Origin of the sequence: Pseudomonas sp. NPDC088322 (assembly GCF_044740745.1) — a bacterium.
Taxonomy (GTDB): Bacteria; Pseudomonadota; Gammaproteobacteria; order Pseudomonadales; family Pseudomonadaceae; genus Aquipseudomonas; species Aquipseudomonas shirazensis.
In genome coordinates this window covers 127,274-139,467 of the sequence record NZ_JBIURK010000002.1, presented here as the reverse complement: position 1 = coordinate 139,467, position 12,194 = coordinate 127,274, and the positions used below count along the sequence as shown (strand labels likewise).

At 60.8% G+C, this 12,194-nt stretch carries 12 protein-coding genes; 6 read left to right on the top strand and 6 right to left on the bottom strand.

What is annotated here, in order from left to right:
* Positions 1 to 134: 134 nt before the first annotated feature.
* Positions 135 to 1,103, bottom strand: a complete 969-nt coding sequence (locus ACIOAU_RS04850; protein WP_401180359.1) for a LysR family transcriptional regulator — start codon at positions 1,101 to 1,103, stop codon at positions 135 to 137.
* A gap of 34 nt (positions 1,104 to 1,137) precedes the next feature.
* The gene (locus ACIOAU_RS04845; protein ID WP_103437304.1) at positions 1,138 to 2,088 is read right to left on the bottom strand and encodes a LysR family transcriptional regulator; all 951 of its coding nucleotides are present in this window, start codon (positions 2,086 to 2,088) and stop codon (positions 1,138 to 1,140) included.
* Positions 2,089 to 2,188: 100 nt separating this feature from the next.
* On the opposite strand from ACIOAU_RS04845, the gene ACIOAU_RS04840 reads away from it, so the two are divergent.
* Positions 2,189 to 3,502 carry an L-fuconate dehydratase gene (locus tag ACIOAU_RS04840; protein ID WP_150569265.1) on the top strand — a complete coding sequence of 438 codons (1,314 nt, stop codon included), beginning with the start codon at positions 2,189 to 2,191 and terminating at the stop codon, positions 3,500 to 3,502.
* 66 nt (positions 3,503 to 3,568) lie between these two features.
* Positions 3,569 to 4,870: an MFS transporter gene (locus ACIOAU_RS04835; protein ID WP_150571629.1), complete on the top strand. Its 1,302-nt coding sequence runs from the start codon at positions 3,569 to 3,571 to the stop codon at positions 4,868 to 4,870.
* 415 nt (positions 4,871 to 5,285) lie between these two features.
* Here the strand turns inward: ACIOAU_RS04835 and ACIOAU_RS04830 are convergent, their stop codons facing one another.
* The 4 genes from ACIOAU_RS04830 to ACIOAU_RS04815 all read right to left on the bottom strand — a co-directional run bounded on the left by ACIOAU_RS04830 (position 5,286) and on the right by ACIOAU_RS04815 (position 8,117).
* Complete coding sequence (locus ACIOAU_RS04830; protein WP_101319410.1) at positions 5,286 to 5,564, bottom strand: DUF6555 family protein; 279 nt, start codon at positions 5,562 to 5,564, stop codon at positions 5,286 to 5,288.
* A 115-nt stretch (positions 5,565 to 5,679) separates the two neighbouring features.
* Positions 5,680 to 6,219 (bottom strand): hypothetical protein, encoded by a 540-nt coding sequence (locus tag ACIOAU_RS04825; RefSeq protein ID WP_101319412.1) that lies wholly within the window; start codon positions 6,217 to 6,219, stop codon positions 5,680 to 5,682.
* Between the two features lie 11 nt (positions 6,220 to 6,230).
* The gene (locus ACIOAU_RS04820; RefSeq protein ID WP_101319414.1) at positions 6,231 to 7,451 is read right to left on the bottom strand and encodes a zinc-dependent alcohol dehydrogenase; all 1,221 of its coding nucleotides are present in this window, start codon (positions 7,449 to 7,451) and stop codon (positions 6,231 to 6,233) included.
* A gap of 114 nt (positions 7,452 to 7,565) precedes the next feature.
* Entirely contained in the window at positions 7,566 to 8,117 is a 552-nt protein-coding gene (locus ACIOAU_RS04815; protein ID WP_101319416.1) for an ATP-dependent Clp protease proteolytic subunit, read from the bottom strand.
* Positions 8,118 to 8,303: 186 nt separating this feature from the next.
* On the opposite strand from ACIOAU_RS04815, the gene ACIOAU_RS04810 reads away from it, so the two are divergent.
* Genes ACIOAU_RS04810 through ACIOAU_RS04795 form a run of 4 tightly spaced genes read left to right on the top strand, consistent with a single transcriptional unit; the run spans position 8,304 to position 12,161 of the window.
* Complete coding sequence (locus tag ACIOAU_RS04810; RefSeq protein ID WP_401180353.1) at positions 8,304 to 9,221, top strand: DUF72 domain-containing protein; 918 nt, start codon at positions 8,304 to 8,306, stop codon at positions 9,219 to 9,221.
* Entirely contained in the window at positions 9,218 to 10,003 is a 786-nt protein-coding gene (locus tag ACIOAU_RS04805) for an endonuclease/exonuclease/phosphatase family protein (RefSeq protein WP_150571631.1), read from the top strand. Before ACIOAU_RS04810 ends, ACIOAU_RS04805 begins: the two co-directional genes overlap by 4 nt.
* Positions 10,000 to 11,202, top strand: a complete 1,203-nt coding sequence (clsB, locus tag ACIOAU_RS04800; protein ID WP_150569258.1) for a cardiolipin synthase ClsB — start codon at positions 10,000 to 10,002, stop codon at positions 11,200 to 11,202. The genes ACIOAU_RS04805 and clsB overlap by 4 nt, the downstream gene beginning before the upstream one ends.
* Positions 11,202 to 12,161: a lysylphosphatidylglycerol synthase domain-containing protein gene (locus ACIOAU_RS04795; RefSeq protein ID WP_401180350.1), complete on the top strand. Its 960-nt coding sequence runs from the start codon at positions 11,202 to 11,204 to the stop codon at positions 12,159 to 12,161. Before clsB ends, ACIOAU_RS04795 begins: the two co-directional genes overlap by 1 nt.
* Positions 12,162 to 12,194 lie beyond the last annotated feature (33 nt).

Here is a 12,194-nt window from a genome sequence, read left to right as displayed (position 1 = left end):
TTCTTGTTATGGCGTCGCCCGTTTGCTGCCGGGCGAATCTGCCACCACTGTATGAAGCCTTACCGATAATTCCCAATGAGATGAACCGATCAGCCGATAACCGGGGGTTATCAATGCGTCAAATCGACCCTCGTTTAGAAATCGCGACCGCTGCCCACCTCCATGCGCCGCTGCTGGGCAAACTCCAGCAGGATATCGATGAATTCCCGCGCAGAGCCGGTTGGCGGCTGATCCTTACGGGTGATCACGCCGTACTCCAGCGGCGATAGATGCAGCGGGCTCTGCAGTTCCTTGAACAGGCCGCTGCTCAGCTGCGCGGCAACCATCGAGCGCGGCAGCATGGCGATCATCGGTGCCGACTGCAGCAATTGCAGGAACATCGGCATTGAAATGGTCTCAACGCTATCGGCGGGTGTGGCAATGCCGGCCACCTTGAAGGCCTGCTCAAGCCGCCCGCGCAGCGGCGTACCCAGCGGGTACAGCACCCACGGCCAGTCCGCGAGCGCCTCGAGCGGCGTGCTGGCCAGCTGATTGAGCGGGTGACTGCTGTTGACCACCAAGGCAAACGGTTCAGGTTCCAACGGCTGAAAGTCGAACACCTGGCTGAAGCGCTCCTCGGTGAAACGGCCGATCATGATGTCGAGCTTGTTCTGCTCGAGCATCGTCAGCAGGTGGTCACTGGAATGCTCCACCACCTCGATCGACAGCAACGGGCTACGTGCTTTGATCGCAGCAATGGCCTGCGGCAGCACCCGCGGCGTCGAGGCAAAAATCCCGCCCACCCGGATAAACCCATGGCCGCCCTTGCGCAGGCGGTTGAGCTGGTCGACAAACTGCTGCGACTCGGCCAATGCGCCCTGGGCGTACTTGACCACGTATTCGCCAAGCTCGGTCGGCGGCATGCTGCGCGGCAGGCGCTCGAACAGAGCAAAGCCAAACTGCTCCTCGAGATCGCGCAGCATCTTGCTCAACGCCGGCTGGCTCAGATTCATCAGGTTGGCGGTAGCGTGCATGTTGCGGGTACGGGCCAGGCTGTCGATCAGCACCAGGTGCTTGAAGCGCAGCCAGTTGCAAAAGCTGGAGTGGATGATGTCGGACGGCATCAGAAAACGGCCTCAGGCAGGTAGACAAACATGGCTATTGTGGGGCTCGCAGGTACTGCAGCAACGTTTCCAGTGCCACCGAGCGCGGCCGTGAACGCAGCGTCAGCAGGCCCAGGTTGGCCAGGCTGATCGGCAGCTCCACCGGCAGGATCGCGACCATCCCGTACTGGGCGTAATGCGCGGCGACATCGTTGGGCACCACGGCGATCATGTCGGACGCCTCCAGCATGGCGGTGGTCGCCAGAATCGACGCAGTCTCGACGATGTCCAGCGATTGCACCATCCCCCCGGCCTGCAGCGCACTTTCGACCCGCCGCCGCATCGGGCTGCCGATCGGGTGCAGGATCCACGTCAACGCGACCAGATCAGCCAGCTGCAATGTGCTCGCTGCCGCCATCGGGTGGCCAGCGCGGGCGATCACGCGCATCTGCTCACCGCCCTCGAACAACTCGATATTGAGGTCCTGGCTGTCGCTCTGATCCGGCAAGCGCCCCACCACCAGGTCGAAGTCACCACGCAGCAACGCCGGCAGCAAGGTATCGCTGGTACCCACTTCAAGCGAGATGCGCACCTTGGGGTGGTCGCGCTTGTAGGCCAGCACGGCCTTGGTCAGCAAGCCCGGCACCGGCCCCATTACGCTGCCGACCCGCACCAGCCCGGCGGCGCCACGCGCAAGCTCGGCGATCTGCGCCTGGGCGTGCTCGAACTCGTGCAGCGCACTTTGCGCGTAGCGAATCATCACCTCGCCGTACAGGGTTGGCTGCATGCCACGCGGCAGGCGCTCGAACAGGCGCACTTCAAGGCGCTCCTCGAGCTGTTGCAGCAGCAGGCTCGCAGCAGGCTGGGTGGTGTGCATGGCCGCAGCAGCGCGGCGCAGGTTACCGAACTCGCCCAAAGCGTTGAGCAGGGTTATCTGACGGCTGGAGATCTTCAGCGGGCCAAGACTGCGCGGCGCCTGCGAGGTGTCTGCTGGGGTCTGAGGCATATCAATTCTGATATCCATAGTTAGGAATTGGCGATTATGCCTGTATCGCTCGGCAACCTACAGTCAGGTCTCCAGAGGTAACCCAGAACAAGAGACCGCCATGAGCATACGCATTACCCACCTGAGCGTTCGCGACATTCGCTTCCCGACTTCGCTGTCACTGGACGGCTCCGATGCCATGAATAGCGCGCCTGACTACTCGGCCGCCTACGTCGTGCTGCACACCGATGCCGGCGAGCTCGAAGGCCACGGCTTGACCTTCACCATTGGCCGCGGCAACGAGATCTGCGCCGCTGCCGTGCAGTCGTTGGCGCCGCTGATCGTCGGCCAGACCCTGGAAGAGATCACCGCAGACATGGGTGGTTTCTGGCACCGCTTCACCGTGGGTGACAGCCAACTGCGCTGGCTGGGGCCGGAAAAAGGCGTCATCCACCTGGCCACTGCCGCCATCGTCAACGCCGTGTGGGACTTGTGGGCCAAACATGAAGGCAAGCCAGTGTGGAAGCTGCTGGCCGACATGAGCCCCGAGCAACTGGTCGCGTGCCTGGACTTCAGCTACGTCACCGACGTGCTCACCCCGGAAGAAGCCATCGCCCTGCTCCGCCGCCAGGTGCCGGGCAAGGCCCAACGCGAGGCGCAGATGCTTCGCGAAGGTTACCCCGGCTACACCACCGCGCCCGGCTGGCTCGGCTACAGCGAAGAGAAGATGCGCCGCCTGGCACGTGAAGCGGTCGAGGACGGCTGGACCCATATCAAGCAGAAGATCGGCGCCGACCTGGAAGAAGACATTCGCCGCGCCAGCATCCTGCGTGACGAGATCGGCTGGGAGCGGACCTTGATGATGGACGCCAACCAGGTCTGGGGCGTCGAGGAGTCTGTCAGCAACATGCGCCGGCTGGCAGCCTTTGCCCCGCTGTGGATCGAAGAACCAACCAGCCCCGATGACATTCTTGGCCATGCCACGATCCGCCAGCGCATCGCGCCGATTGGTGTCGCCACCGGCGAGCATTGCCACAACCGGGTGATGTTCAAGCAGATGTTCCAGGCCGGCGCGCTGGACTTCTGTCAGCTCGATGCAGCACGCCTGGGCGGCCTCAACGAGGTGCTGATCGTGCTGCTGATGGCTGCCAAGTACGACGTGCCGGTGTGCCCGCACGGCGGCGGTGTTGGCCTGTGCGAGTATGTGCAGAACATCGCGCTGTTCGACTACATCGCCGTTTCCGCCTCGCTGCACAACCGGGTGCTGGAGTACGTCGACCATCTGCATGAACACTTCATCGACCCCGTGGTGATCCGCCGCGGCCGCTACATGCCGCCGCAGCGCCCGGGCTACAGCATTGAAATGCACGCCGAGACCCTGGAACGTTACCAATATCCCGACGGCGCAGTCTGGCTGGACATCCAGCGTGGTTGATTGACCTACCGCAGCGCGACGCACCACCGCGGCGCGCTGTTACTTATAGCTTTCGGGGAAAAAACAATGACAATCCTCACACAACCGACAGCGGCTGCCGCGCCTGCTGTTGCGGCTGATCAGCGCCTGAACAGCCTGCTTTTGCGCAAACTGATGCCACTGCTGGTCATCGTCTATGTAATGAGTTTTCTCGACCGTACCAACATCGCCTTGGCCAAGGCCAGCATGGGCGTTGACCTCGGCTTGTCGGCTGCTGCGTATGGGCTGGGCGCGGGTCTGTTCTTCCTGACCTACGCCTTGGCCGAGGTGCCGAGCAACCTGATCATGCAACGGGTCGGCGCGCGCTTCTGGATTACACGCATCATGATCACCTGGGGCCTGCTGTCTGCCGGCATGGCTTTCGTCGAGGGTGAGACTTCGTTCTACGTCATGCGCCTGCTGCTGGGCGTCGCCGAGGCGGGGCTGTTTCCCGGCGTCATGCTCTACCTGACCTACTGGTTCGACCGCGAGCAACGCGCCCGCGCCACGGGCTATTTCCTGCTCGGCGTGTGCCTGGCCAACATCCTCAGCGGGCCGCTGGGCGGTGCCTTGCTGGAAATGGACGGCGTGCTCGGCTGGCATGGTTGGCAGTGGTTGTTCGTGCTTGAAGGCTTGCCCGCCGTAGCGCTGGCGTATGTCGTCTGGAAAAAGCTGCCCGATGGGCCGAGTTCGGCGCCGTGGTTATCGGCCGCTGATGCGCAGGACATCGAGCGCCGGCTGACGGCTGAACGTGCCGCTGCACCGCAGCAGAGCAAGCTGTCGCAGATGTTTCGCGACAAGCAGATCTGGCTGGCGATCGCCGTGTACTTTGTGCATCAGATCACTATCTACACCGTGATCTTCTTCCTGCCCGGGATCATCGGCACTTACGGCGCACTGTCGCCCTTGCAGATTGGCCTGCTCACGTCAGTGCCGTGGATCGCTGCTGCAATTGGCGCGGCAACCCTGCCACGCCTTGCCACTTCACCAAACCGTTGCCGCACGCTGCTGTTCTTCGGCCTGCTGACCATGGCCGCCGGGCTGCTGCTGGCTTCGGTAGCCAACTCGTTCATTGGCCTGATCGGGTTCTCGCTGACGGCATTGATGCTGTTCGTGGTGCAGTCGGTCATCTTCGTCTTCCCCTCCAGTCGCTTGAGCGGCAATGCGCTGGCTGCCGGGCTGGCATTTGTCACGACCTGCGGTTTGCTCGGGGGCTTTGTTGGGCCATCGGTGATGGGCTTGATCGAGCAAGCAACCGGCAGCACCCGCAATGGCTTGTGGATCATTGCTTCGATGCTGGTTCTGGCTGCGCTGCTCAGCATGCGCCTGCGCCAGGGTCAGGAGCAGTAACCGCCATTGGTCGGGGAACCGCCCTTTGCAAACGACTGCTACCCGCCCACAGCGCTCATAACTACTGAGGGTGGTGCAACGGCGTCACCCCTCACTCCTGTGCTTGGCCTGCCTGCTGGCAGGCCTTTTTTATTCAGCCGAGGGAATGATCATGCGCGAGCAAATGATAATGGGTGGCGGCAGTGTTGAAGACGATTGGCCAGAATTGGTCCCGGACCGCCCCGATGGGCAAGCAGACGACCCAGATGCTGACCCTAACCTGACTGACCCGGACGAGCGCCCTGGCGTCCCCGCCAGTGATCCTGAATCAGGCGCCTGACCTGGCCGTAGACTTCCAGCAGACAAAACAAAGCCGCTCCCAATCAGGAGCGGCTTTGCTCAGACAGCCCGACAGTAACTGCTGGCTACCGCTTGTTCAGGCAGTAGGCAGCATCGACTGGTTGGCACCGGCACTGGAGGCAGGTTTGCCACCCGATGGCCTCCAGCTCACTTCACTGATCCCGTATCGTTCGGCCATGGGCCTGCTGACCTTGCGAATCTTTTCACGACCAAACTTGGGAATAATGCCAATACCGGCGTCACAACTAGCCCAGTGCCAAGCCTCGGCGTTATCCATCCGATCCAGCCGGATGATGAAGCTGCGCGTTTTACCGTGCAGCTTGTAATCGACGATATAAAGCTCTGGGGTAGGCATCGCAGGGGGCCTCCTCTTCTCCATGGATGACAACTAGTGGAACCGGTGGGATCACGAAGATTCAAAATTTTGTCGAACAAAGCACATAAACGGTTTGCGGCGACCCCGCATGCGTTCAGGCACCAGCAGGGTCGAGCTGCAGCAGCAGGCCGAATCCACCCAGCAAGACCCAGAAAATCAGGAACAACCACGGCGTACGGATCGAAAACATCAGCGATTTGCGGTAACCACGATGGGTTGACTCAGACTCGCTGAACAACGGCCAATCATCGTATGCAAAGCCCATGCTTGGCTCGTTGTGCAACAGGTGACTTTGCTTGAAATGCCAGTGGTCGATGATGCCGTACGAGGCGCGAATTCCAGGCCAGGCGTTGAGTGAGCTGATGATGCCCAGCAATGCCAAAAACGCGGGCACAACCAGAGTAAAAAGCCTGCCCCAGCTGGGATTGCCGTTGGCCATGCAGGACGCATAGGCAATTACCAGAAAAGACTGGGCCGACAGATAAGCATCTGTGCGGTTGGCAAGAATCGTGGTCTCGAACTGGATTTCTCGGCGGTAGAACTCCAACCGCTCGCGGGGGGTTTCGAATGTTACCCCCTGCGGCGGCGGAACAAGATCCTCGCTGGTGACCGATGTGATGATGCGTTCCGTCATTACTACTCCTCTCAGCTGCTCGCAGCGGGTCCAAGCCGCCCATTGGTTACCGGGTCTGTGGCAACACCTGGGGTCAATACGACCTTGCGGCAGCGTTCTTGCTGTTCGTCGAACATCTCATAGCCGCGCACTGCATCTTCCAGGCTGAGGCGATGGGTGATGATTGCTTCGGGATTGAGCCGTCCTGCTTCGATATGTTCGAGCAGTTCAGGCAGGAAACGTTGTACGTGGGTTTGGCCCATCTTGAAGGTCAGGCCTTTGTCGAATGCATCACCGAACAAGAAGCCATGGATGAAGCCGGCATATACGCCGGGCACACTGACTACGCCACCACGGCGCACTGCTGCCATGCACTGGCGCAGCGCCTTGCCGTTGCTCCCTTCAAGCTTCAGCGCCGTCAGTACCGATTCAGCAGTACTGCCCTTGGCCTCAAAACCCACTGCATCAATGGCCGCGTCAACGCCGCGCATGCCTGCGGTCTGGCGAATGATGGTGTCAGCAGGATCGTCGTCATGATCAAAATCGATCGGAATCACGCCGTAGGCGCGCTTGGCGTAGTCAAGTCGATAGGCATGTTTGTCGACCATGAAAATCTGCTCGACCCCAAGCATGCGTGCGCACGCAGCACTCAGCAGTCCTACCGGACCTGCCCCATAAATAGCCAGGGAAGAACCCTGGCCAACTCCCGCATTGGTCACTGCCTGCCAGGCGGTGGGCAGAATGTCTGACAGGAACAGTACTTTGTCATCGCTCAGCGTGCCTGGCACCTTGAAAGGACCGACATTGGCCTTCGGCACCCGTACATACTCGGCCTGGCCGCCGGGAATGCCGCCATACAGGTGGCTATAGCCAAACAACGCCGCACCGGAGGGGATCAACTTCTTGTTGAGGATCGCCCCGCGTCCGGTATTGGTCGTCTCACAAGCGGCAAACAGGTCATTTTGGCAAAAGAAGCAGCTGCCGCAGGCAATCACGAACGGGATGACAACACGATCTCCACGCTGAACCGCGGTGACTTCGCTGCCAACGTCTTCAACAATCCCCATGAACTCATGGCCGAGAATATCGCCCTCTTCGAGCGCAGGTATCCTGCCGTGATACAGGTGCAGATCGGAGCCACAGATGGCAGTGGCGGTTACTCGCAGCAGAATGTCGTCCTTCTCTTGAATGCCAGGGTCAGCCACAGTATCAACCCGGACATCTCCAGCGCCGTGAAAGGTCAATGCGCGCATATTTGTCGCCTCCAAGTGCAGCTGCTTAGTAGTTACGAGCCGGCCCAAATGGGATCGGCTCCATCAACATTCGCTGCGACTGACCAGCGGCGCCAAATACCGCCCTGCAAGATTTCAGGCGTGAACGCTCCATTGAACCGAGTCGATACTGATCGGCAGCTCATCGATAGTGTGGATCAGGCCGCCCGCTATTGCCTCCTCAGCACTCAAGATGCGTGGTTTGGCCAGCAAATAGTGCTCTATATCCAATGGTTGCTCAGCGCCAGCCGTGCGCTCCGCAACTATTTGCGCGTAGAACTGCAAGTCGTAATCAAGGCTCATGGCGTACTCGGACATACGTGCGTGGTCGACTGAGCCGTGCAGCGTCCAGTGGAATGGGTGAAACAGAAACTTGCTCATGCGACAGGCCGTGCGCTGTTCACCCGCCAGAAACAGAATATTGCCCATCGATTCGACCGTGCCGAGGTTGTGCGTATGCACCAGTACCGGCAACGAGCGTAGAAAGTTGTACAGCGTGAAACCGTAACTGCAGTCACCGCCCATGGTGGCGATGTTCAACTGAAGTGTTTGCGCGCCTTGGTTGAGGGCTCGCGAACAGGTATTGATCAGGTTACCGCAGGTCGAAGATGTGATCGGGCCGGTGAAGTGAATGATGTGACGGGCCATGCGTGCCTCCGGAGGTGGCGGGCATTGGATGCCGGTGCATATATCAAGGTGGAATCGTCAAGCGCGGCAAAGTTCAAAATTGCTGGTGGCGCTGCGTACCAAGGCGCCCACTGGTCAACCCACGCTGAACCCTGACGCTCACGCAGAGGTCGCAGTAAAAGACCGATTCTGCACAAGGACTCCACCGTGAGCGACATTCGCATCGGCATATCCGGATGGCGTTATGGCCCCTGGCGCAAGGACTTCTACCCGGAAGGCCTGCGCCAGAAGGATGAACTCGCGTTTGCGTCACGAGCAGTCAACAGCATTGAAATCAACGGCTCTTTCTACGCGCTGCAAACCCCAGCACGATATGCGCAATGGCGCGATGAAACACCAGACGACTTCATCTTCTCGGTCAAGGCCCCGCGCTATATCACCCATACCCGCCGGCTCAAGGATATCGAAGAGCCGCTGGCGAATTTCTTCGCCTCCGGTCCACTGATGCTTGGTGACAAGCTTGGTCCGATGCTGTGGCAGTTCCCGGCCACGATGAAGTTCGATGAAGAACGCTTCAAGGCTTTCTTCGAGCAGCTCCCGCGCGATCGCCGGGCCGCCTGCCGCTGTGCCGAGCAGTGCGCCGAACGCCTGCGCGGCAATGGCGCGACCGCCATCACCGGTAATGTCCCCTTGCGTTACGCCATCGAGATCCGTCACGAGAGCTTCCTCTGCGCCGCCTTCATCAAACTGCTGCGCAAACACAACATTGCCCTGGTTGTCGCCGACAGCGCCGGCAAATGGCCCTATGTCGAAGACGTGACCGCAGATTTTGTCTATATGCGCCTGCATGGCGATGTCGAGCTGTACAGCAGCGGCTATACCGCACGCGCCCTGCGCCGTTGGCGCCAGCGCATCGAAGCCTGGAGCCAAGGTGGCCAGGCGCAAGACGCTCGTCTGGTGGTGCCCGGCGCACCGCGCAAGCGCGCCCAGCGCGACGTCTACTGCTACTTCGACAACGACCAGAAAGTCCATGCCCCTTATGACGCACGGCGTCTGTTATCCAAGCTCAAGCTCGATGGCGAACTGGTCACCGAGCCGGGCGTCGAACCGCAGGTGGATCTATGAACCAACCGCTACACGAAGCGCGCTGCAGCGTCGGCAGCGTTACTGCCGTACATGGCCTTAACGTGCTGACGATCAACGTGCACAAAGGTTTTACCTTCTTCAATCGGCGCTTCATCTTGCCCGAGCTGCGCGAAGCGGTGCGCAGCACCGGCGCCGATCTGGTGTTTCTGCAAGAAGTACATGGCACTCATCTGCAACATGCCGAGCGCCATCCGACCTGGCCAACCACGCCACAATACGAGTTTCTTGCCGACAGCATGTGGTCGCAGTTCGCCTACGGGCGCAATGCGGTGTATCCCCATGGCGACCACGGCAACGCGTTGCTGTCCAAATTCCCCATCGTCGAGCACCGAAATCTGGACGTCTCGATTGACGGTAATGAAGAGCGCGGCCTGCTCCACTGCCGCCTGCAGGTGCCTGGCCATGATCAGGTGCATGCGGTGTGTGTTCATCTGGGCCTGCGTGAGGCTCACCGCCAACGCCAGGTGCAGCTGTTGCTGGAATTGCTCGACAGCTTGCCGGCCAAAGCGCCGGTGATCGTCGCCGGCGACTTCAACGACTGGCGCCTCAAGGCCGACAGCGTGCTCAGCGAGCACCTGGTCGAGGCCTTTGGCGACCGCTTCGGCATACCGGCACGCAGCTTCCCGGCACGCCTGCCGCTGCTGCGGCTGGACCGCATCTACCTACGCAATGCCCTGCCACGCTCGGCGCAGGTGCTATCCAAATACCCATGGTCGCATCTGTCCGACCATGCCCCCCTGGCCGCGGAGATCAGCCTATGACGTTATCCTGGACTGAAGGCAACACTGTGCAGTTGCTGATCAATGGCGAGGAGTTTTACCCCCGTGTCTTCGAGGCAATGGGCCAAGCGCAGGAGGAAATCCTGCTCGAGACGTTCATCATCTTCGATGACAAGGTTGGCCAGCAGCTGCAGCGGGTGCTGATCGAGGCTGCCCAGCGCGGTGTGCGTGTCGAACTGGTGGCTGACGGCTACGGCACCGGCGAGCTGCCCGATGCGTTCATCGCAGCGATGACCGAAGCGGGTGTGCGCTTCCACGCCTTCGATCCGCAGCCGAAAGTGGCTGGCATGCGCACCAACCTGTTCCATCGCCTACACCGCAAGATCGTGGTGATCGACGCTGAGCGGGCGTTCATTGGCGGGATCAATTACAGCGCCGATCACCTGGGCGACTTCGGGCCGATGGCCAAGCAGGATTACGCGGTTGAAGTCACCGGTCCCGTGGTCGCCCAGGTGCACGCCTCGAGTATCAGGCTGATGAAGCCGGTGCTGGCCGAACCCAAGCGGGTCAAGCCGGTGACCGAGCCGGCGGGGTCGGTGCGCGCGGTGCTGGTCGAGCGTGACAACCGCAAGCACCGCAACGATATCGAAGAGCAGTATCTGCAGGCCATACGCGGTGCGCGCAAGCGCATCCTCATCGCCAATGCGTATTTCTTCCCCGGCTACAGGCTGTTGCGCGAGCTACGCAATGCGTCTCGCCGTGGCATCGAGGTAACGCTCATTCTGCAAGGGCAACCAGACATGCGCTGGGTGCGCGCGCTGTCGCGACTGCTCTACAACTACCTGCTGCGCGACAACGTGCGGATTCACGAATACTGCCAGCGCCCATTGCACGGCAAGGTTGCCCTGGTCGATGACGAATGGTCGACAGTCGGTTCCAGCAACCTGGACCCGCTGAGCCTTGCGTTCAATCTGGAAGCCAACCTGCTGATCAAGGATCGTGCGTTTAACCAGCAACTGTACGAGCACCTCAGCCAGCTGGCCGGCAATCACTGCAAGGCCGTCACCCTTGAGCGGATGATTCGTGGCTACTGGTGGCGAGCCCCATTGATTTTTGCCGGCTTCCACCTGACCCGATACTTCCCGCGGATTGCCGGGGTGCTGCCAGCCCATCGGCAACGCCTGAAATCGCTGCAACCTGAAGTCAGTACCCAAGGTGAACTGCGTGAGGGCAATACCTGATGGAACGGAAAACCTGGCTCACTTGGGGCAAGCGCCTGTTTACCCTGCTGTTCATGCTGATGATCCCGGTATTGCTGTACTACCTGGCGCGCAACCTCGACTGGAATGAAGTCCGTCAGTCGCTGCTGGCCTACAAGCCTGGCACGTTGATCGTCGGTTTGGGCCTGGCCCTGTGCAGTTATCTGGTGTTCGCCAGCTACGATCTGCTCGGGCGCGCCTACACCGGCCACAAGCTGCCTGCTCGGCAGGTGCTGCCGGTGGCCTTCGTCTGCTATGCGTTCAACCTCAACTTCACCACCTGGGTCGGCGGCGTTGCTCTGCGCTACCGCCTGTACGGGCGGCTGGGGCTGGATAACGCCACCATCACGCGCATCCTCACCTTGGGTTTGCTGACCAACTGGATGGGCTACATGCTGCTGGCCGGCAGCGTGTTTGCCATGCGCCTGGTCAAGCTGCCTGAGAGCTGGTCGGTGGGCGCCACCGGGCTGCAGCTCATCGGTGTGCTGATGATCGCCGTATCGGTCGGCTACGTGCTGGCCTGCGGTTACGCCAAACGCCGCACCTGGCATATCCGCAAGCACGAGATCACCCTGCCCTCGCTGCGCCTGGCGCTGTGTCAGGTTGCCTTGGGCGCCAGCAACTGGGCGCTGATGGCGGTGCTGATCTACTGGCTGCTGCCGGGTGATCAGTTCTATCCGTCCATTCTCGGTGTATTGCTGATCAGCTGTGTGGCGGGCGTGGTGGCGCACATCCCGGCCGGGCTCGGAGTGCTGGAAACGGTGTTCCTGGCCCTGCTGCAAGGCCAGCTCAGCCAGGGCAGCCTGGTCGCCGGACTACTCGGCTATCGCACCCTGTACTACCTGATACCGCTGGTGCTGGCGGTGATCGCTTATCTGATTCTGGAGAAACGCGCCAAGGCCCTGCGCCAGCAGGACAAGGCGCAATTGCACAAAACCTGAGCGTCAACAAAAGCGGCCGACCGTAAAGGCCAA